This is a genomic window from Amycolatopsis saalfeldensis, from assembly GCF_900110575.1.
Classification (GTDB): Bacteria; Actinomycetota; Actinomycetes; order Mycobacteriales; family Pseudonocardiaceae; genus Amycolatopsis; species Amycolatopsis saalfeldensis.
This window is the reverse complement of record NZ_FOEF01000008.1, coordinates 111305-131079: the sequence shown is the minus strand read 5'-3', so window position 1 is coordinate 131079 and position 19775 is coordinate 111305. Positions and strand designations below refer to the sequence as shown.

Annotated in this window: 19 protein-coding genes; 5 read left to right on the top strand and 14 right to left on the bottom strand. The window is 67.8% G+C overall.

What is annotated here, in order from left to right; all coding sequences use genetic code 11:
• Window positions 1-13: 13 nt before the first annotated feature.
• From BMY97_RS19775 to BMY97_RS19755, 5 genes are all read right to left on the bottom strand, one after another.
• Entirely contained in the window at window positions 14-1813 is a 1800-nt protein-coding gene (locus BMY97_RS19775) for a phage holin family protein (RefSeq protein ID WP_091618352.1), read from the bottom strand.
• A 151-nt stretch (window positions 1814-1964) separates the two neighbouring features.
• Window positions 1965-2948, bottom strand: coding sequence for a Ppx/GppA family phosphatase (locus BMY97_RS19770; protein WP_091618581.1), 984 nt, complete (start codon window positions 2946-2948; stop codon window positions 1965-1967).
• A 160-nt stretch (window positions 2949-3108) separates the two neighbouring features.
• Window positions 3109-3798 (bottom strand): response regulator transcription factor, encoded by a 690-nt coding sequence (locus BMY97_RS19765; protein ID WP_091618351.1) that lies wholly within the window; start codon window positions 3796-3798, stop codon window positions 3109-3111.
• Window positions 3795-5060, bottom strand: coding sequence for a sensor histidine kinase (locus tag BMY97_RS19760; protein ID WP_091618350.1), 1266 nt, complete (start codon window positions 5058-5060; stop codon window positions 3795-3797). The genes BMY97_RS19765 and BMY97_RS19760 overlap by 4 nt, the downstream gene beginning before the upstream one ends.
• Before the next feature lie 137 nt (window positions 5061-5197).
• A complete protein-coding gene (locus BMY97_RS19755) occupies window positions 5198-6073 on the bottom strand; it encodes an oxidoreductase (RefSeq protein ID WP_091618349.1) in 876 nt (291 codons plus the stop codon).
• A gap of 111 nt (window positions 6074-6184) precedes the next feature.
• On the opposite strand from BMY97_RS19755, the gene BMY97_RS19750 reads away from it, so the two are divergent.
• The 3 genes from BMY97_RS19750 to BMY97_RS19740 all read left to right on the top strand — a co-directional run bounded on the left by BMY97_RS19750 (window position 6185) and on the right by BMY97_RS19740 (window position 9473).
• Window positions 6185-6826, top strand: a complete 642-nt coding sequence (locus BMY97_RS19750; RefSeq protein ID WP_091618579.1) for a helix-turn-helix domain-containing protein — start codon at window positions 6185-6187, stop codon at window positions 6824-6826.
• A gap of 69 nt (window positions 6827-6895) precedes the next feature.
• Window positions 6896-7858: a hypothetical protein gene (locus BMY97_RS19745; protein ID WP_091618348.1), complete on the top strand. Its 963-nt coding sequence runs from the start codon at window positions 6896-6898 to the stop codon at window positions 7856-7858.
• 61 nt (window positions 7859-7919) lie between these two features.
• Window positions 7920-9473 carry a recombinase family protein gene (locus BMY97_RS19740; protein WP_091618347.1) on the top strand — a complete coding sequence of 518 codons (1554 nt, stop codon included), beginning with the start codon at window positions 7920-7922 and terminating at the stop codon, window positions 9471-9473.
• A gap of 210 nt (window positions 9474-9683) precedes the next feature.
• On the opposite strand, the gene BMY97_RS46040 is transcribed toward BMY97_RS19740, so the two are convergent.
• The 8 genes from BMY97_RS46040 to BMY97_RS19705 all read right to left on the bottom strand — a co-directional run bounded on the left by BMY97_RS46040 (window position 9684) and on the right by BMY97_RS19705 (window position 17372).
• Window positions 9684-11348, bottom strand: a complete 1665-nt coding sequence (locus BMY97_RS46040) for a hypothetical protein (RefSeq protein ID WP_143086237.1) — start codon at window positions 11346-11348, stop codon at window positions 9684-9686.
• Window positions 11345-12283, bottom strand: coding sequence for a nucleoid-associated protein (locus BMY97_RS46035; protein ID WP_143086236.1), 939 nt, complete (start codon window positions 12281-12283; stop codon window positions 11345-11347). The genes BMY97_RS46040 and BMY97_RS46035 overlap by 4 nt, the downstream gene beginning before the upstream one ends.
• Before the next feature lie 692 nt (window positions 12284-12975).
• Window positions 12976-13305, bottom strand: a complete 330-nt coding sequence (locus tag BMY97_RS46030) for a hypothetical protein (RefSeq protein WP_143086235.1) — start codon at window positions 13303-13305, stop codon at window positions 12976-12978.
• The gene (locus tag BMY97_RS19725; RefSeq protein WP_245787400.1) at window positions 13298-15211 is read right to left on the bottom strand and encodes an FtsK/SpoIIIE domain-containing protein; all 1914 of its coding nucleotides are present in this window, start codon (window positions 15209-15211) and stop codon (window positions 13298-13300) included. The genes BMY97_RS46030 and BMY97_RS19725 overlap by 8 nt, the downstream gene beginning before the upstream one ends.
• Window positions 15212-15665: 454 nt before the next feature.
• A complete protein-coding gene (locus BMY97_RS19720) occupies window positions 15666-16496 on the bottom strand; it encodes a hypothetical protein (protein WP_091618343.1) in 831 nt (276 codons plus the stop codon).
• 20 nt (window positions 16497-16516) lie between these two features.
• A complete protein-coding gene (locus BMY97_RS19715) occupies window positions 16517-16849 on the bottom strand; it encodes a hypothetical protein (protein WP_091618342.1) in 333 nt (110 codons plus the stop codon).
• Window positions 16846-17181, bottom strand: coding sequence for a WhiB family transcriptional regulator (locus BMY97_RS19710; protein WP_091618341.1), 336 nt, complete (start codon window positions 17179-17181; stop codon window positions 16846-16848). Before BMY97_RS19710 ends, BMY97_RS19715 begins: the two co-directional genes overlap by 4 nt.
• Window positions 17178-17372 carry a MerR family transcriptional regulator gene (locus BMY97_RS19705; RefSeq protein WP_091618340.1) on the bottom strand — a complete coding sequence of 65 codons (195 nt, stop codon included), beginning with the start codon at window positions 17370-17372 and terminating at the stop codon, window positions 17178-17180. Before BMY97_RS19705 ends, BMY97_RS19710 begins: the two co-directional genes overlap by 4 nt.
• A 168-nt stretch (window positions 17373-17540) precedes the next feature.
• Between BMY97_RS19705 and BMY97_RS19700 the strand changes: the two genes are divergently transcribed.
• Window positions 17541-17927 carry a transcriptional regulator gene (locus BMY97_RS19700; RefSeq protein ID WP_091618577.1) on the top strand — a complete coding sequence of 129 codons (387 nt, stop codon included), beginning with the start codon at window positions 17541-17543 and terminating at the stop codon, window positions 17925-17927.
• A 174-nt stretch (window positions 17928-18101) separates the two neighbouring features.
• Window positions 18102-19229: a helix-turn-helix domain-containing protein gene (locus BMY97_RS19695; RefSeq protein ID WP_245787399.1), complete on the top strand. Its 1128-nt coding sequence runs from the start codon at window positions 18102-18104 to the stop codon at window positions 19227-19229.
• On the opposite strand, the gene BMY97_RS19690 is transcribed toward BMY97_RS19695, so the two are convergent.
• The gene (locus tag BMY97_RS19690; RefSeq protein WP_091618339.1) at window positions 19215-19763 is read right to left on the bottom strand and encodes an NUDIX hydrolase; all 549 of its coding nucleotides are present in this window, start codon (window positions 19761-19763) and stop codon (window positions 19215-19217) included. The two genes, BMY97_RS19695 and BMY97_RS19690, sit on opposite strands and share 15 nt — an antisense overlap.
• Window positions 19764-19775 lie beyond the last annotated feature (12 nt).

Below are 19775 nucleotides of genomic sequence, written 5' to 3'. Positions count from 1 at the left end.
GCTCACCCGCGGCTTACCGGGCGACGAGCAGCAGCGCAGCCGGCGACACCGTCACCACCAGCCCGACCAGCAACGCCAGCACCGTGGTCTGCAGGTCCTCCGCGCGACGGATCTTCCGCACGATCCAGACCAGCGCCACGATCACCAGCAGCGCCCCGACCAGGGCGGCCGGCGCGAGGTTGACCCACAGCCAGTTGAAGCCGAGCCAGACCCCGGCCCCGCCGACCACGCCCAGCGCGAGCTGGCCGGCCAGCGTCAGCCACTGCTTGCCCGGCGAACCTTCCGGGGCCGGCTCCTCGGCGGGCGCTTCGGCGACGTCTTCCTCGTCGTCGTAGTCGTCCTCGTACTCGACGGACTGCTGGTCGTAGCCGTAGTCGTCACGCTCGAAGTCCGGGCCGTCGGCGTACGCCGGCTGCTCGAACTCGCGCTCGTACTCGGACAGGTCGTCGTCGAGCGGATGACGGTCGTCCTTGTGGCCGGGCGCGAACGGCATCGGCGGCGGGTAGCCCGAGGTCGGCGGGCCCGCGTCGTAGTCCTCTTCGGGCGCGTAACCCTTGTCGGCGGCGGGATAGCCGTTGTCCGCGGCCGGGTAGCCGTCGTTTTCGTCCTGGTAGCCGTCGTCGGCGTAATCGTCGTCGGCATAGTCGTCATCGGCGTAGCCGTCGTCCGGGCCGGCCTCGCCGGGGACGACCGGCATGACGCCGATCTCGGTGTCCTCCAGCTGCTCCTGCTGACGGCGCTTGCGCCAGCCGGCCAGTCCGGCGGGCTGCTGCGCCGGGCCGGGGCCCGGCGGCGGGGGCGGCGCGGCCGCGGGCGGCTCGGGCTCGAGCCGGTCGGCCACCGCGTCGAACTGCTCGGTGTGCGGCTCCTGCTTCGGGGCCGGACGGCGGGCCGGAGCCCGGCGCGGACGCTGGGGGGCGCCGGCCGGGAAGGCTCCGCTGGCCATCGCGCCCGGGCCGGCGGGCGGCTCGGGGACGTCGGCGTCGGGGGTGCCGTCGAGGCCGTCGAGCCGGGCGGTCAGCGAGCTGGTGGGCGGCGCGGGCGGCGGGCCGGGCCGGCGCCGGACCGGCTGCACGGCGTCGCGGGTCTCGTCGGCGGGCAGCGGCGGCGGGGCCTGCGGCGGTGCGGCGGGCGGCGGGCCCGGCGGCTGCTGGCGCGGCGCCCGGCCACGCGGCGGCACCGGAAGCTGCGTGGAATCCTGCGGGGGCCGGGCGAACTGGCCCGACTCCTGCGGCGGCGCCGGCGGGCGCGCGAACTGGCCCGACTCCTGCGGCGGAGCGGGCGGACGGGCGAACTGGCCGGACTCCTGCGGCGGCGCCGGGGGACGCACGTAACCGGAGTCCTGCGGGAGCGCCGGCGGACGGGCGAACTGGCCCGACTCCTGCGGCGGAGCGGGCGGGCGCGCGAACTGGCCGGACTCCTGCGGCGGCGCCGGGGGGCGCACGTAACCGGAGTCCTGCTGGCCGTTCACCGGGCGGCCGGGCGGCGGCGCCGACGGCCGCGGCAGTGGCTGCGACTCCTGCGGGACCGCTCGCGGCGAGGGCGGCGGGCCGTCCGGACGGCGGCGGCTGCCGGTCCGCGACGGCGGGGGCGGCGTGCCCCCGTCCGAGGTCACCCGGTCGATGATCGCCTGGGGTGCGGTGTCGGTGACGTTCGCGGCGCGGCGGGGGCCGGCCGTGCCCGTCTCGGGGGCTTCGTCGTCGTCCGCGGCCCGGCGCCTGCGCCGTCGCCCGCCGTCGACCTGCTGCCCGTGCTGGGCGAGCAGTTCGGCCACGGTCTTCTGGGGCTGGTCGCCGCCGGTCTGGTCCGTCATACCGTGCTGTCCAAAGCGCGCTCGGGGTTGGCTGTGACACGTGCCTGCGACTGGACGCAGACGGCGCCGCGCGCGCTGACCACCGTGCTGTGCATGTCCGTCACCTCTTCACCGTGCCTGTTGTCCGTCAACGAAGTCCAGTCCGCTGCTGTCACCGGTCCTCCCCGTTCGCCGAAACGCCGGTGAGGGCGGGCCCAGTGTCGTCCGCACCGTTGGAATGGTCCAGCCGCCGCAGGATGACACCCTCTCGCAGCGCCCATGGGCAAATCTCGAGTTCCTGGAGCGAAAGTGCCCGCATGGCGGCCTGCGCCACGAGCGCGCCGGCCACGAGCTGGTGCGATCGGCTCGTGCTCACGCCCTCGAGGTGCGCCAGTTCCGCCGAGGGCATCCGGGAGATGAAGGCGATGAGCTGGCGCAATGCGGTGTCCGTGAGGGTACGGCGCACCCGGGGCCCGGCCGCCGAGGGGGCGGCGCCGGTCAGCCGGGCCAGCGAGCGGAACGTCTTCGAAGTCGCCACGACCCGATCGGGTTCACCCCATTTGGCGAGCTTCCTGGCCAGCGTGGAGAGCTGCTCTTCCAGCCACGCCGAGGTCGCCACCACCTCGGAGCGGGTGGGCGGGTCGTGCTGGAAGCGGGTGCGCGTGGTCCGGCCCGCGCCGAGCGGCAGGGATTCGGCGAGCACCGGCTCCTCGTCCCGGCCCATCGCGACCTCCAGCGAGCCGCCGCCGATGTCGAGCACCAGCAGCTGCCCGGCCGACCAGCCGAACCAGCGCCGCACGGCGAGGAAGGTCAGCCGCGCCTCGTCGACGCCGGAGAGCACTTTGAGCTCGACGCCGGTCTCGTCCGCGACCCTGGCCAGCACTTTCGCGGAGTTGCGCGCCTCGCGGACCGCCGAGGTCGCGAAGGCCATGACCTCTTCGCAGCCCAGCCGCCGGGCCGCGCCCTTGGCCGATTCGACGGCCCGGACCAGCTCGTCGGAGCCGGTCCGGCCGAGGTCCCCGGAACGCGTGATCTGCTCGGCCAGCCGCAGCACGGCCTTTTCGGAATGCATCGGGGTCGGGTGGGCGCCACGGTGGGCGTCGACCACGAGCAGATGGACGGTGTTGGAACCGACGTCGAGTACCCCTAGGCGCACGAGGATCCAGCGTACCGGTCCCACAGCCAGGTCTCGAAACTGTAACCAACACCACTCGTTCAGGGATCGACTCTGCGTGCCTGACCTGACGCGGTGCGTGAAAAAGCTCGTGAGCGCTCCGGACGGTTCTCACCGTCCGGAGCACTCACGAGCCGGTTGCTCAGGTCTCGAACTTGTAGCCGAGGCCGCGGACGGTCACCAGGTGCCGGGGCGAGCCCGGGTCCGGCTCGATCTTCGAGCGCAGGCGCTTCACGTGCACGTCCAGGGTCTTCGTGTCACCGACGTAGTCCGCGCCCCACACCCGGTCGATCAGCTGACCGCGGGTGAGCACCCGGCCGACGTTGCGCAGCAGGTACTCCAGCAGGTCGAACTCCTTGAGCGGCAAGGAAACCTCGCCGCCGTCCACGGTCACCACGTGACGCTCGACGTCCATCCGGACCGGGCCGGCCGAGAGGACCAGCGGAGCCAGCTCGCCCTCGGCGCCGGGCTCGCCGCCGCGGCGCAGGACCGCGCGGACGCGGGCGATCAGCTCGCGGGCCGAGTACGGCTTGGTCACGTAGTCGTCGGCGCCGAGCTCCAGGCCCACGACCTTGTCGATCTCGCTGTCGCGGGCGGTCACCATGATCACCGGGACCGCGGAGCGCTGGCGCAGCTGCTTGCAGACGTCGGTGCCGCTCATCCCGGGGAGCATCAGGTCGAGCAGGACGATGTCGGCGCCGTTGCGGTCGAACTCCTCCAGCGCCTGCTGGCCGGTACCGGCGACGGCGGCGGTGAAGCCCTCCTTGCGCAACAGGAAGGCGAGCGGGTCGGCGAAGGACTCTTCGTCCTCGACAATGAGAACCCTCGTCACAGGTTTCCTCCTGGGTTTGGGCCGGAGACTTCCTGCCCGGTTGCCACGAGCCGGGGTGTCCGCTCGGGGGTCTTGTCCGGCCGCGCGGGCGCGGCCGACGGGATCTGCTTGCCCGTGGCGCTGCGCTGCGGCTCGCCTTCGGGCTCGGGGCGGACGTGCGCGGGGATGCGCAGGGTGAACGTCGACCCGGTGCCCTGCCGGCTCCACAGCCCGACCGAGCCGCCGTGGTTGGCCGCGACGTGCTTCACGATCGCCAGGCCCAGGCCGGTGCCGCCGGTGGCGCGGGAGCGCGCCTTGTCCGCGCGGTAGAACCGCTCGAAGACGCGCTGCTGCTCGTCCTCGGCGATGCCGATGCCGCGGTCGGTCACGGCGATCTCGACCATCCCGTCGGCGAGACGCCGGGAGATGGACACGGGGCTGCCCGCCTGCGAGTACGCGACGGCGTTCTCCAGCAGGTTCGACAGCGCCGTGACCAGCAGTGTGCGGTCGCCCTCGAAGAGCAGGCCGCTGGCGGCGTCGGTGGTGATGGTGATCTCCGCGGACTCGGCCGACAGCGTGGTCCGGCCGAGCGCCTCCCGGACCACCGCGTCCACCTCGACGACGTTGAGGTCCGGGAGCCGCTCCGCGCCTTGGAGCCGCGAAAGGGCGATCAGCTCGGTGACGAGCTGGCCGAGCCGGGTCGACTCGCGCAGGATCTTGCTGCCGAAGCGGCGGACCTCCTCGACGTCCTCGGCGGCGTCGAGCACGGCCTCGGTGAGCAGCGCGATCGCGCCGACCGGGGTCTTGAGCTCGTGGCTGACGTTGGCGACGAAGTCACGCCGCACGGCCTCCAGCCGGATGGCCTCGGAGTGGTCGACGGCCTCCACCACGGTGAACCCGTCGCCCAGCGGCCGGACCTCGCCGAGCACGGCCTCCGGCTGGCGGCGGCCGCGGTTCTCCAGCGGCGAGAGGTCGACCTCCATCGGCTCGTCGGTCTCGACCACCTGCTCGGCGGCCTTGCGCGCCCGCGGGTCGGGCTGGTTCACGCAGACCAGGCCCAGCTCGTAGGCACGCGGGTTGTGCAGCACCATGTCGCCGAAGCGGTTCAGCACCAGGATGCCGCTGTTGGACGAGCGGATGAGGCGCTCGATCAGCTCGGCGACGGTCGGCCCGGTCGGCTGGGCCGCCTCCCGGCGAGCGCGCGCCCGGGCCGCCAGGAAACCGGCGACCGCGCCGACGACGAGCGCGCCGACGGCCAACAAGAGGGCAACAGGCGTGGTCACAGGGGAATCGTAAGCATCCCGGTAGCCTTCCGGCCTAGTCCTGGAAGCCCCGTCGTGAGGCTCGTGACACCTGTGGGCGACATGTTCGCCCTGGTGTCAGGCCCTGTTCACCCGATCGAGACATTGGTTACGGATCTTCAGCGGGCATCGAGATCGGTCAGGTCCTCCTCCGTCAGCCGCAGCGCGCCCGCGGCGACGTTCTGTTCCAGATGCCCGACGTCGCCCGTGCCGGGGATGGCGAGCACGTGCTCACCCTGTGCGAGCGTCCACGCGAGCCGGACCTGCGCCGACGTGGCGCCGTGCCGCTCGGCGACCTTCGCCACCTGCTCGTCGACGCCGTTCTGCCCGCTGGCCACGGCGAAAAACGGCACGAACGCCACGCCGTGGGCGCCGCAGAGCTGCAGCAGTTCGTCGTCCTCGCGACGCGCGGTGAGGCCGTACTGGTTCTGCACGCAGACGACCGGCGCGATCGCCCGCGCCTCGGCCAGGTGCTCGGGGCCGACGTTGGAGATGCCCAGCTCACGGATCATCCCGGCCTCCCGCAGCTCGGCGAGCGCGCCGAAGTGCTCGGCGATCGGGCCGGTGCCGCGCTCCAGGCCGCCGCCGATCCGCAGGTTGACGACGTCGATGTGATCGCGGCCGAGCTGGCGCAGGTTCTCCTCGACCTGCCCGCGCAGCTGGTCCGGCCGCGCGAAGGGCAGCCACTCACCGGAGGGGTCGCGGCCCGGGCCGACCTTGGTGGTGAGCACGAGGTCTTCGCCGTACGGGGCGAGGGCGCTGGTGATCAGCTCGTTGGACGAGCGGAGCGGGCTGAAGTAGAACGCGGCGGTGTCGATGTGGTTCACCCCGAGCTCGACGGCCCGCCGGAGCACGGCGATCGAGGTCTCGCGGTCCCGTGGCTCGCCGTCGCCCGAAATCGGCAGGCGCATGGCGCCGAAGCCGATCCGGTTCACGGTCAGGGAGCCGAGCTGCCAGGTGCCCGCCGCGGCGGCGGGAAGTGCGGTCTGTGTCATGCCTCCAGCCTTGTGAGCCGCTCCCGGCGCCGCCCGTTTTGGCAGCAAGCTGCCAGCCCGATGACCCGGCGGAGTGGCACCGCGGCGGCCTGGTGGCGGACACTGGAGGACGTGACCAAGGTCGAGGACGTCGTGACGGTGCGCGGGGAGCGGGACCTGTTCGAGCGCACCGGGCACCTGTTCGCCGCCGCGACCGAGATCGCGTGCGCCGCGAACGACATGCACACCTGGTCGGCCACCCGGCCGACCACGATGCGGGCCGAGAACGTGCGCGGCCGCAAGGTGCGCAAGGTCTACCTGCCACGGGTGCTGCTCGACCCCGCCAGCGCGGCCCACCTGCGCGAGATCACCGCGCTGGGCGCGCAGGTGCGCGTCACCGAGCGCGAGATCAACGAGACGATCCTGCTCGACCAGCGCATCGCGATCCTCGCGGCGGAGGTGACGCCGGACGGGCGGAGCTACACCGTGCTGAGCCGGCCGGACCTGGTCAACGGCATCCGCTCGCTGTTCGAAGTGGCGTGGCGCTCCGCGACCGACCTGGCCACGTACGAGGTGCGCTTCGACGAGCTGCGGCAGTTCACCCCGCAGATCCTGGACCTGCTGTCCTCCGGCTGCACGGACGAGACGGCGGCCCGGACGATGGGCGTCGGGCTGCGCACGTACCGTCGACGGGTGGCGGAGCTGATGGCCGCGCTCGGCGCGACGTCGCGTTTCCAGGCGGGCGCCCGCGCCCGGGAGGCCGGCCTGCTCTGACCGGCCTGCTGTGACCGGCACGGCCGAGCCCGCCCCGACCTGACGCCGACGACCGGAGCCCCACCAGTCATGACCCAGCCGACCGACGGCCGTTGTCCCCGGCCGCACCCGAACCCCCGACCGGCCAAGGCCGTCGCGACGCTGGCGGCGGCCCTCGCTCTCGCGGGCTGCAGCGGCCCCGCGAACGGGTCCGCGAACACCCTCGCGCCGCCGCCGGCCCCGGCGAACCTCGCGTACGTCGACACCGCGGCGACCACCGCTGCCGCGGACGGGGTGAAGAAGGCCGTCGAGACGGTCTTCAGCTACGACTCCACCCAGGCCGCCGCCGTGGCGCAGAACGAGCAGCAGTACCTCACCGACGCGGCCCGCACGGCCTTCGACCAGACGTTCGCGCAGGTCAAGACCACCCCGGTGCAGACGCAGACGAAGGTGCTCGACTCCGGCGTGCTCGACCTGACCCGCTCCAGCGCGAAGGTGCTGGTGATCGCCGGGCAGCAGAGCAGCGGGCAGAACGGGCAGAAGAACTCCGCCACCGCGATCATGCTGCTCACCGCGAAGCCGGTGGGCGGGCGTTGGCAGCTGTCCCAGATCGAGGTCTCGCCCAAGGCGGCCGCCGACCCGGCGAGCGGCCTGCCAGGCACCCCGGCCGGCACCCGCGACCAGGTGCTCACGGCGGCGCACAAGGCCGCCGCGATCCTGCTCACGGTCGATGCGAAGAACGCCGACGCCCTGTTCGACAGCTACGAATCCGTCGCCGCCGACCCGCTGCTCACGCAGTTCCGCCAGACCCGCGCGCACACCGTCGACAGCATGAAACAGAGCGGGGCCAAGGCTTCGCTCGATCCGCAGTCCGTCGCCGCGCTCTCGTCGCTGAGCGCCGACGGCACCAAGGCGGAGGTGCTGCTCGGCGGCATCGTCAACAGCCAGCAGCAGGGCGGCGAGCAGCAGCGCCAGATCCCGGCGCGGCTGACCATGGTCAAGCAGGGCGCGGCCTGGAAGGTGTCCGGGCTCAACACCGTCACCCAGGGGTAAAGCTCGTGAGTGTTCCGGACGGCTCTAGCGAACCGTCACTTGACGACCTACCGTGGCTGGTATGGCTCACTCACACCAGGTTAGCGCAGGTCAGGGCGGTCGGCAGCCGGTCTTGGACTCGTACGCGCGGCTGTCCCGGAATCAGAAAGGGAAGCTGGAGAAGTGCGAGACTCAGCACGCCGACAACCGCGACGTGATCGAGCGGTTGGGCGGTGTGCTGGGTGAGGAGATCTCTGACCCGAAGCTGTCGGCGTGGAATCCGAGGGTGCACCGTCCGGGGTGGGTACGGGTTATGAAGCGCGTGGCCGCGCGGGCGTGTGATGGCGTGGTGTTGTGGAACACGGACCGGGGGTGGCGGCAGTCGCCGGACCTGGAGGACATGTTCAAGCTGATAGAGGGGTTCGACTCGTTCACTGTCGCGTCCTCGCACGGCCGGTATGACCTGTCGGACTACAACGACCGGTACCAGTTGCGGCAGGAGGTAGCGCACAACCAGCGCAACTCCGATGAGGCGTCGCAGCGGATTTCCCGGCGGTTCGATGTGCTGCGCCGCAAGGGTGTCCCGCACCTTCAGGGCCGATCGTTCGGGTTCCCCGGATTGGACCGGACCGTCCCGAAGGACGAGGCCATGGACGCGGACGGCAATGACACGCGGGAACCGGTGTCGGCGGCGTTGGTGGAGCGGGAGCGGGTTGCGTTGCGCGCCGGGACCAGTGCGGTTCTGGCCGGGGTGACACAGGTCAAGTTGAGCGAGGAGTGGAACGCGGCCGGGCTGCGTACGGTCACCGGCGGGTTGTTCAGCCCGACGAAGGTCCGGGACCTGTTGTTGCGGCCACGCAACGCGGGGTTGATCGAGCACGAGGGCGAGATCGTGGGGACGATGCCGGGTGAGCCGGTTGTGGACCCGGTCGAGTTTGAGCGGCTGCGGGCGCTGTATGCCGGGCGCACGCGCGGGCGGCAGCCGGGGCTGCGGTACGTCGGGTCGGGGATCGCGACGTGCCCTCGGTGTGGCAAGAAGCTGTCCGGTCGTCCGCACGTCGGGGAGTATCCGGACGGGGAGCGTCGGCGGCAGTATGCGTGCACGAAAGCGCGTGGTGGGTGCGGGAGGGTCGCGGCCGATGTCCGGTTGGTGGATCGGGAGATCCGGGGAATGGTGCTCGCCCGGATGTCGGACAAGACGCACGCGGCGGCGATCAAGGCCGCACGGGCGCGGATCTCCGATCGGCTGGCCGAGGTTGATCGGGAGATCGCCGAATGTGAGCAGCGGCAGGAGGCGATCGCCGCGAAGTGGGGCGCACGGAAGATGTCGGACAAGGCGTTCGACCGCGCGAATGAGCCGCTGGTCGCTGATCTGGCGAGGTTGGAGGCCGTGCGGGAGGAGTTGACCGGCGGGAACCCGGAAGGCCCCACCGAAGCGATGAGCCGCGAAGAAGCGGCAGAGAAGTGGGACGCGGCCGACATCGGCGAGCAACGCGCCATGCTCACCGACGCGCTAGGCCGGGACACCCTCTACGTCGACCCCTCGGACCGGACCGGGTTCCGCACGTTCAACCCCAAACGCGTCCGCGTCGAGCCCTACCAGCCCGGGCCGGCGGCACGGCCGACCGCGTCCTGAGCGGCCGGAGATGGCGAAACGGTGGCTCACGACCCTGACAAGAGCAGTGAGCCAACACTGTTGTAGCCGCCACCAGTACTCGTCCATGAATCGATCCGACTACGATCGCGGGCCGAGCCTGCCGAGGCCTGCCCCGTAGAGCGCCACCGGAAGGCAACCTCAGCGGTAGGACAAGGCCAGATTTGGGGTTTGCAACGGCAATATGGAGCGTTAAGGCCTTCCAATTATCGTGGCGGGTCCAGTGACGCTGCTGCCCCGATTTGGCGCTTGCATCGAACTACTGGGCAGGCCGTTCGTGCTGGCAGGCATCACCTTTGTCGTCGACGCTGGAACCGGCGGGGTTATTGGTGGACCAACAAAAAGAACGCGCCCAGTCGCATAGTAAAAACTCGTGAGCATAAATGCCGCAGCGAAGATTACCGACAGGAATGCGACCGTGCGCTTGGCGCTCTTGATTCGCATCTTGGCTTGCGCAAGGGTGTGCATGTTTCGAATAGCTGCTATGTCGTCTTCGGAGAGACTGTCTCGATACTCTTGGAGATCAATAGAAACAGATTCGATTGCGCCGGAGGCCGATGCTAGCTCAAGGCGATATGAGACCAGCCATGACAAAAACATCAAGAGTGTTAGTATGAATAGTAGTGCTGCTGTAGCAGAATTACTCAGGAGATCTTTCGCGTTCGCGATTACTATGCCAACGGCCGCCCCAATCTGTATAACGGTCCGTTCGACGGATTTCGTGACAATCTCGCGGGCAAGCTTCGCTGAGTCCAAGGCAATGCCTATCGCTGAACTGCGCGCTGTCCGGCGTGTTGCGAGAGCTTCCGCTATGGCGCCCCGCTGCGAAAGATCGTAAAGAGATCGAGCCGTCCGATAGATTGGTGTTGCGGCACCCCTGAGGCTTCCATCTTCAGCCAACGTCCAAGACGCCGCTTGCTGGATCGCCTCACGCTTGGCCGTATCTCCAATTGAATAGGCCCAGTCAAAGAGCAGCATCTCTGCTGTAGCGTTGGAGTGCGCTTCTGGAACCAGGTCGGCTATCGATACAATGTGCGAACCTGAAAATGTAATCGACAAACCGTCAGCTTGCGAGTCAACTCGATCGGCGAGAGCCGCGTAAGCAAGGCAGCAAGAGGTGCCTGTTAGTATTTTGACAAGTCGCTCAACTGACTCTGGTGTAGAATCGTCAATTAGCTGCACGGAAATTGGAGATATCCATGAAGGTGAAGGAAGGTCGACGTCGCCATCTTTGCTGACTGGTAATTCGGTGAGATCTCTTAGCCTGCCCGGCGTGTCAGGTGCGCCGCGGATCTCCAGTTCAGGCAAACGGATTACGGTATCACCAAGATCGCTCACAATGAGTACGCCAGCTGACTGGAAGATTGTGCTTACGAATTTATGCCATCCAGTCACACTCAATTTCTCGATGAGATATTCTATTTGTTCGATGTAGTGAAACCCGGTCTTAGACGGGTCATTGCGAAGCGAAATTGATAGATGTGCCTTCATATCAAGGCACTCTTCGACAAGTTCGACCGCGTCGCCGTTGGAAATCGCCTGAGAGATGACCTCCTCTCGTCCCCGCGATACCGCGTCCTGGAGGTCTTCCTCCGGAAATATGTTGGTCGTACTGCCGGAAAAGACAATTCGCGCAATTACCGTTTGGTCCTGGCGAATTTCAAGAGTTACTTCGTTTTCATCCTTGCCTATATTTTCGAGGTCATCGACATTGACAAGCTCAACTGGTATATCAGCCTCGAATCGGACTGAGTTAAGTTCGCTAGTCGTTGAGCTTTGTGATCCAGATTTCGCAATTGAGGACGCTGCTGTGATTGTCTGATCGAACAGCAGGCTTGGTGATTCCGTGACTGTCACTTGTTGTAGGTCTTCTTGGGCTCCCCAGTGGACGCAATCTCGACTTTCCACCCCTGGGACATATTGGGAGACCATGTAACCGACTTGTCCACAATCGCCGCAGGCCCCGTGATGCTAATCGCGCCAGCTATAATTTTTGCTTTGAATCCGGCTGATGTGTCGATTCGTCGAACAGGTCGCTGCTGCTCTCGCAGTGAATCTTCTATGGCTTGCCTTTTAGGTGCGAGCTCCGGAACTTTTTCTACTAGAGAATCTAGAGTCTCATCTAGTGGACCACTTTCGATCTTTGGCAAGACTGATATAACCTTGACAGTCGCGTCGGGAACTTCTTGGGCGACCACCTGAACAACGGCCAACACTGCCTCAACCGGGCGAGCGTCAATAATCACGCCGAACGCGCGCAAAAAGTATTCTGAAGCTTTCGTTAAACGGTCGCTAACGAAGATCTCGCTATCTTCGCGAATGTCCGGTGTTACGAGGCCCTTTTGAAGCTTCCCAGGTGAGTCTAATACATCGCGCACAGCTTCGAGGCTTTGCGATCCATCGGCGATCTGCCGCAGCACGCCAGCGTGCGCACTTACCACGTCAAGTTTCAGCACTGCGGTCGACGTGGGGCCTTCGTCAACGAAGCGGGCAAACACCAACAAGCCAGCGGACGCGCGCAGGTCCATCTCTGACACGAGACGTTCGGTGAAAGTAGTCGCAGCGCCGAGAAATTCTTCGTTATCGCCCTTCTCTAGCTTTATGAATAAATCCTTCGCTTCCTGCTCGCGGAAGGACCCGCATGGAGTACTCCCAGATTCCGACTTCTGGACCAAGAGGCGAAAATGCTCGAACAGGAACTCGTCCGTGCTCTCATCGTGTTCACGGAGTGTCGCTTGCAAGACATCGTTTCCAGGCGCCACGTACTGGTAGGTAAGCATTTCTATTGTCATTTGATCAACTTTCCGAGTTTGCCTGCCGTCTGGCCATGAAGTGCGGTTACCAGGCATCGTAACGAACGACTGTGATCTTGATAACACTGCCTTTCTGTCGATCTTTGCTACCGAACTTGGCTCTATGGGATCAAGGGCGCGCCGCCGGGCGGCGCGCCGGGCGCCTTGCGCAGCAGCTCACGTTGGCGACCACGCCCGAGCCCGGTAGGGCTGCGCAGCGCCACCCGCCGACGTGCCGTCCTAGCCGTTCAGCCAACGTCGAACCCTCCCTCATCAATGATTCGTACATCTCGGGTCGCAGTGAGCCCATGCCGCGTTACGCCAGACGGCGGTAAGCCACCATCCCGAAGCTTGATCGTGACGACGCCCAGCTCGACTGCTCGACGTCTGTTCACCAACCCCACCGACCCGAGCGCCGGATCGTCCAACGGCCGCCGCTGAGGATGGCTGCTTATCGGGACGATGGGCGAGGAGTGGTCGAGACCCGCGCAGGCCGTCTCTAGGCCGTCTGAGGACGGGCAGCGGCGAGAAGTGCGAAGAACTCGCGAGGCTTGAAACCGCAGGTAGGAGGCGGAGCAAGCCGCCGAAGATCCACCCGTTCGGGGGCGCCCATTAGAACTGGTAGTACACGAACGGTGGCTCACTTACCTCCAACAGGAGGAGACACGTGAGCCACCGTTGTCGTGTCGCGGTCAGCCGTTCGGTCGCTGCTGGGTCAGTTGCTGGTTCTGACGAGCGTCGATGCGGTTGAGGATCACCGCGAGGGCACGGATCTGCTCCTCAGTCATCGGTGGCCAGTCCACGACTATCACGGCCCACCGGTCGACAGCTTCGGCATTGAGCCGCGCCTGTTGCTCGGCGTAGGTCTCCCGCGCGGCCGGTTCAGGGTCCATCGTCTCGGGCGTGGGTTCAACCGTGGTGGTGCTGTCGTGATCGATACGGGCGTCTTCATCGATTCCTCGCTTGCGGTGTCGTGCGGCGTCGTTGTCGGTGGGTGTTGGGTGGCCGGGCCTCCTAGTCATCGCGCCCCCGGTGCCCGTCGTCCTGGTCGTGAGGGAGGGACCCGGGCGCGTCCCCGGTGGAATCCCGTTTCCGACCCGATTCCAGAGTTGGCCGGCGGCGGGCTCCTGGGGTCCCTGAGCCAGGTTGTCCCTGGTCAACGCAGGGATTTTGGTTCAGAGACTTGCCAGGGAGAACTCCCTGGCTCCCTGCTGGGTCCCTGTCCGGCTCCCTGCGGTCCCGCTCGCGGTTGGCAAGCGCGGCGGCGACGTCTTCGGCCCGGACCACCTTGTTCCCGTCGGATTTGACCGGTGCGATCCCGTGCGCGGAGAGCGCGGCCGTGAGGTCGCGGAAGGTCCACCCCTCGTACTCACCGGGGACCTGCTGTGCCAGCCGCGTGAGGATCACTTGTGTCCGGACGCGACGCTCCCCGTCCATTACCGCGTCGATATCGGTGAGGTGGTCCGCCACCGGTGCCGCCTCGATCTCCGGTAGCGCGCTGGATTCGACCGCCCGGCCCGCGTCCTCGATCAGCGCGACGGCACGCGCGATCACGGGCGTGACGTCGTCGGCCCCGTCCTCGAACGGCACGTAAAACCCCCGCACCAACTCGAACGTCTCGTCCGTGATGCCGACCGCGACACAGGTTCCCCGGTCGGTGTTGATCCGCAGCTCGGTCGCGCGGATACCGGCCGCGTACTTGCCCGACCCGAGCAGGCCGTCGTTGGCGACCTGGTCGGCCACGGAGAACGCGACCCCGCACGCCACGTTGCGGGTGACCTCCCTCGGGATGCTGTCCTTCGTCGGCGACTGAGTGGCCAGCAGCAGCACGATCCCGTACTTGCGTCCTCGCTTGATCAGCCGGACGGCCAGCTCGGCGGCTTTCTTGCCGAACTTGGGGTGCTGGAACAGTTCGTGACACTCGTCGATCCCACATACGAGGGGGTGCAGGCCGAGCCCGCGCTTGTCGGCGAGCTTGCGCGAGACCTTCGGCGGACGGCCCGGCTGTTCCCCGAGGACCTTGCCCCGTCGCTCCATTTCGGTCAGAAGGTCAGCCAGGGCTTGCGTCGCCGCCTCGGCCACGCTGTCATCCATCCCCATCCGGTAGCGGGACAAGCGCGGTTCGAACGGCTCGAAGTCGGGTGACTCGCCCATCACGAACACCCACAACTCCGCCGTCGGGTCGAGCGCCGCGCCGAGCAGCAACGTCCGCAACGCGGCCGACTTCCCTTGCCCGGGGCGGCCACCGATCAACCAGTTGACCCCGATCAACGGCGCGTTGATCACCAGGCCGCGTTGCGACAGTCCGAACGGGACGCCGTCGAACACGTCGACCTGTCCCTCGTGGACCAGAGGCCAGGCGCCGGCCCCGCCGCGGAGCACCCCCTTGTCGGCGATCCACAGGTCAAGGACTCCGTCCTCATCTCCCTTGGTAGGCCACGTTTCCAGCGACGCACGCCCGAGGTTCGCGGCCAGTTTGGACCGGCGCGCGGCCACCATGTCCGCCGTGACACCCATCGGCAGACGGACCTGAGCGAACGTGCCGTCACCGTCCTTGCGGGCCGCCACGGTGTACATCAGCTCACCGCCATCCCGGTAGAACTTGTCGAGCGGGGTGATTCCCAGGTGCGCCAACGCTTTCGAGATCATCCGTTCGTCGATCCAGGAATCGGCGTCGTCGCGGTTGGGCCGGACCAACCAGCCCGCGCCCGGGGTTCGGTCACGTCCCTCGAACGCCGCCGCGACCGCCCACGCCACCGGCAGCATGACCAGCATCAGCGGCACCGCCACCGTCAGCGCCGACCACACGGCGTCCAGTCCCGTGTAGACATCGGCCAGCCAGGGCCACATGTCCGCCCGGTCCATCACCGAGTCCACCAGCCACAGCAGCGCCGCGACCGGTGCGGCGACCCGCACCGTGATCACCATCCGGCGGAGCGCGATCCCGAGTTTGGCCCACCGTGCCGTGGCATCCGACCGGATCAACTCCTGTGCGGCCCGGCGTGCCTCGGCGTCCCCGGCCAGCCGGGCGCGGCGGGCGTCCGCGCGAAGATCGGCGTAGGTGGCCCAGCTCCAGAACTTCATCAGCCATCGCCCATTCCCGCGTAGCACGAACCACATCAGCCGCACCACGTCCGCCGGTGCCTTGCGCGCCCGGTAGGCCGCGATCGACCGTGCCCGGACCATCGGCCCGGACCGCCACACCCGTGACACCGCCTGCGACCAGCGCTGCCGTTCGGCGACCGGTCGGGCCGCCGTCCGGGGTCGCGGTTGGGGCAAGGTGTCGTCGATCAACTCGCCGTCGAGGACCGGCCCGACGTGTTCGACTTCGCGGGCACCGGTGCGCGCCAGTGCCGCACTGTCGTGTTCCTCCGGGTTCTGGTCAGGCGTCATCGCGCACCCCCGTCCCGACCTCGGCCGTCAGGTCAGCCGCGAGCCGGGAGGACAGGCCCCGGGAACACCCGGTCGTCTCCCGCACCCACGCCGGGGTGATCTGCACCCCGGGATTCCAGGCGTCCCGGGCTTCGGTGAGGTAGTCCGCGAATAGCTTCCGCCGCACCGACCGTTCATCACCCCGAGCCACCGGGCGAGGCGCCGCCGGTGGCGACGGGTCCGGTTCATGAACCGGTGCGCTCTGTTCGTGAACCCTCGCCTTGTCGATGGCGTTCGTGAACGCCACCTGGACCGCGTCGGTGAGCTTGTCCCGAAGATCGGTGACCGCCTCGGCCGCGACGAACACAACCAGCGGTGGCACCGAATGCAGAACCACTCCGGCCGGCATACCTGCTGCCCACGATGACCAGGTGTTCATGACGTACGTCGCGGCCAGCGTGAGCCACTTTGCCGCCCGCACCCACCGGTCCGTGTGGACCTGGTACCGCGCGGTCACCTGCTCCGCCCGCAGGATTGCGAGCAGGACCAGACACACGGTCGGATCGAGCAGCCAGGCCGTGAGCCACGGCAGCGACCCGAACGCGGCACCGGCAGCGGCGAACCACTGCACATTGGCTGTGGTGAACGCCAAGCCGAGGACAATCCCGGCCCAGCACAACCGATCCACCTGCGTACGGACCCGCTCGACCCGCAACGCCACCACGTCCGGGTGCGTCTGCCAGCGCCGGACCTCGGCCGCCTCCGCGGCATCCTCGGCCAACCGCCGTGCCCGGCCCGGAACCGTCCGCGTAGAAAGCTCCGGGACGGCCGCCAGCCTCATACGGCCTTCCTTGGTCGTGGTCATCGGCGACCACCACCCCGGCGCGTGGTGGTGTCCAGCGACGTAACCGTCAGGACCCGCGTCAGGACATAGGCCGCGATCAGGTTCGGCAGTCCGAGAACCACCAGAAGCAGCAGCGGATTCCCGGGATGGGTGATCACGAGCCACTGAACGCCCGTGAACGCCGCACCCGTGAACAGCACCCGCCCGGCCAGCGACACCACCCGGGCACCCGCCTGTGCCGCCTCGGCCGCCCGGCGCGCCTTCCGTGCGCTGTATCGCCACGCGCCGAAGAGCACCAGTAGCACCCCGGCCCCGACCACGATCTGTGTTGCCGTGAGGTTCAGCGTCATCGCGCCTCACCACCCTCGCGGCGGGCCAGCCACACCGGATACAGCGCACGCCGATCGGTGTCCGGCAACGCACCCCACACCCCGACCGTGTCCGGCCCGGCTGTCCGTAACTCCAGCTCCCGGCACTCGTCGATCACCGGACACCTCGCGCACAATCGGAACGCAAGCTCCCGGTCCGGCGGGTCATCTCCGGACAGTCGTGGCATGTCCGCCCGGTCGAACGCCCAGAAACACAGACCGTCCCTGGACACCACGTCGTTCAGCACCTCGTCCGGCACATCGGCGTACCGGTCAAGCTGAGCGGCCATCTCCGTGTAGTCGTAATCGGTCATCGCGCACCGCCGTCGAGCACCCGCAGCAACTCAGCAGCAGGGATGACGAGCCGGGAGCGGCGACGTTCCGCGCGGAGCGTGCCTACTCGGATGGCGCGGTGCACTTGGTCGTGGTCGACGCCGAGAATCCACGCAGCGTCGGCCAGTGAGTAGAACGCCGGTTGAACGGCGTCAGGAAGTTTCTTCGACATTGGATTGAGTCCCTTGTGTCAAGAACGATGATTTAGTCGCGAAAAACAAGCTGATTTAGTCGCTCATTGGACAAGTAATGGCCCGAATGCGCGACGCGGTGTCGATCTAGACGTCACGAAATCCGTGAAGCGCTAATGTCGGCGCTGAGGCGGACCACGGAGGAATGGGTGTCGGAAGACTGGGCGGCGGTCGCGAAGACCATCAACGAGCGCGTGCACGAGCTCGGGTGGAAGCAACGCGAACTGGCGGAACGCTCGCAGGTCTCTCAGGCGATCGTCCGCGAGATCCAGAACCACACCGTCGAGCGCAAGCGCAGTGACCGCACGCTCGAAGCGCTTGCCCTGGCGCTCGGGTTGCACCCGCAACACTTGCTCGCCGTGCTGCACGGTCGCATCCCGCCGGCACCCGGCCAGCCCCGCGAGGATATGGAAGACGCCGTGTCGGCACGCCTGGCGGTGATCGAGCTGAGGCTGTCGCAGATTACCGACCAACTCGCCGAGCTGAATGCAAGCATTGCCGGGCTGGTCGGTCGTGATGGGACTCGCCGCGGTTAGCGGAAGTTCGATTTTCCGGTCGGTCCGAGCGGCTGTCCGGCGGGTGTTCCTGTCGTGTGTCATGCCACTAATAAACGGCATTTACGCGCCTGCCGGGAGCTGGCAGCAGTTGACACGACCCGTGTTATTTCGTGTTATCTCCGCAGGTAGACCTAGTCATCGGAGTGCCGGTTCATGACGTCGGCAACCCCTTTGAGGGCCGCACGGGACGCACGAGGCTGGGGACAGGACAAGCTCGCGCGTGCGATCAACGCGCGCGCTCCGGCGCACGGATTGCCGGTGCGCTCGGTCGCGAGCCGAAAGACGGATATATCCCGGTGGGAGAACGGGCACATCACTCCCGAACCGCCGATGCGCGCGCTCCTGCGCGAGATCTACGGCCGCACCGACGCCGAACTCGGCTTTCCGCCGAGTGCTCCTGTCGAGGGCGGTGAACTGGCCGAACGGCTTGCCATCGCCAGGCGGGTCGATCCCCAGACCATCGCCCTGTTCCGCGAGGAGATCGACGGCGTCCGACACGCCGACCGGCGCTACGGTTCAGCCCTGCGGCTGGAACGCTTGCGTGGGCAGATCGACGAGGTCGAGGAGCGGTTGCGACACACCTTGTTGCAGCGCGACCGGGCGCCGCTGGCCAGCGTGCTCGTCGAGGCGTCCACTCTGGCCGGCTGGAACTCGCTCGACATCGGCTCGCTCAGCCAGGCCTGGTCGCACTACGAACGTGCGAAGACCGCGGCGCTGGAATCCGGGTCGACGGCACTGCTTGCCCACGCCACCGCGGAGCAGGCGTTCGTCCTGATCGATGCGGGCAACATCGAGGACGCAGCAGCTCTGTTCGCCGAGGCACGATCAATCGGCGCGCAGGCGCCGCACCTGTTGCGTGCGTGGTTGGCAGCCGCCGAGGGGGAAGGCCACGCGATCGGCGGCAACCGCGACGGTGCGTTGCGCGCGTTCGACAAGGCTGACGCGCTCCTGCCGTCCGAAGTCGTCCACCCGGAGCTGCCGTTCCTGTTCCTCGGCGGCTCCCATCTGGACCGCTGGCGCGGGAATGCGCTCGTCCACCTCGGCGCGCCGGAAGCCATCACCCAGCTCGAAGGGCTGATCGACCGCACGCAGGCGTCCTTCGTCCGTGTGGGCGCGGCCGTCTATGTCGACCTTGCGCTTGCCTACAGCGCGGCCGGAGATCGTGAAGCAGCCCGGACCTACGCGCAGCGGGCCCGCCGGATCATCTCCGAAGTCGGGTCCGTGCGGTTGCGTCGCCGCCTGGAACGGCTCGTGCTCCCAGGCGACTCACCGTTGGCGTGAGTTCATGTAATACAGCAGGGACACCAATGTTCCGGACCCCAGCAGCTCTTGACGCTGTGCAAGCTCGTTGACCCTGGACAACGGCACCCATTCGACTCGCCCGACTTCCTCGGTCTCGGTCGGCTCGCCGATGTGCTCGGCCGCGCGCCACAGGTACACGTCGACCGGAGCCGTGACCTGTCCCGGCAGTGGCTCGAAGCTGACCAAGTGCTCCGGTGCGCCGATCGGCTGCCAGCCGGACTCCTCAGCGGCTTCCCGCGCGGCGGTCCCCGCCGAGTCGTCGCCCTCGTCGACCATGCCGCCCAGCAATTCGTAGCCCCACTGCTCCGTGGCGAACCGATAGCGCCACAGCATCAGCGCTTCGTCCTGGTCGTTCACGATCAGAGCGATAGCGATCCTGGCGAGGTGCACGACGTGGTACTCCCAGCGCTCCCCGTTCGGTGCCTCCACGTCTGTCAACCCGACCTTGACCCACCGATTGTCGTAGACCAGCCGCTCACCGAACGTCTTCCACGACCCATGCTCATCAGCCACGCCCGCAGCCTA

Coding starts and splice junctions, on each gene's coding strand:
- BMY97_RS19775 (WP_091618352.1), bottom strand. CDS start 1,813: ATGACGGACCAGACCGGCGGCGACCAGCCCCAGAAGACCGTGGCCGAA.
- BMY97_RS19755 (WP_091618349.1), bottom strand. CDS start 6,073: ATGACACAGACCGCACTTCCCGCCGCCGCGGCGGGCACCTGGCAGCTC.
- BMY97_RS19745 (WP_091618348.1), top strand. CDS start 6,896: ATGACCCAGCCGACCGACGGCCGTTGTCCCCGGCCGCACCCGAACCCC.
- BMY97_RS19740 (WP_091618347.1), top strand. CDS start 7,920: ATGGCTCACTCACACCAGGTTAGCGCAGGTCAGGGCGGTCGGCAGCCG.
- BMY97_RS46035 (WP_143086236.1), bottom strand. CDS start 12,283: ATGACAATAGAAATGCTTACCTACCAGTACGTGGCGCCTGGAAACGAT.
- BMY97_RS46030 (WP_143086235.1), bottom strand. CDS start 13,305: ATGACTAGGAGGCCCGGCCACCCAACACCCACCGACAACGACGCCGCA.
- BMY97_RS19725 (WP_245787400.1), bottom strand. CDS start 15,211: ATGGTGATCACGGTGCGGGTCGCCGCACCGGTCGCGGCGCTGCTGTGG.
- BMY97_RS19720 (WP_091618343.1), bottom strand. CDS start 16,496: ATGAGGCTGGCGGCCGTCCCGGAGCTTTCTACGCGGACGGTTCCGGGC.
- BMY97_RS19715 (WP_091618342.1), bottom strand. CDS start 16,849: ATGACGCTGAACCTCACGGCAACACAGATCGTGGTCGGGGCCGGGGTG.
- BMY97_RS19710 (WP_091618341.1), bottom strand. CDS start 17,181: ATGACCGATTACGACTACACGGAGATGGCCGCTCAGCTTGACCGGTAC.
- BMY97_RS19705 (WP_091618340.1), bottom strand. CDS start 17,372: ATGTCGAAGAAACTTCCTGACGCCGTTCAACCGGCGTTCTACTCACTG.
- BMY97_RS19695 (WP_245787399.1), top strand. CDS start 18,102: ATGACGTCGGCAACCCCTTTGAGGGCCGCACGGGACGCACGAGGCTGG.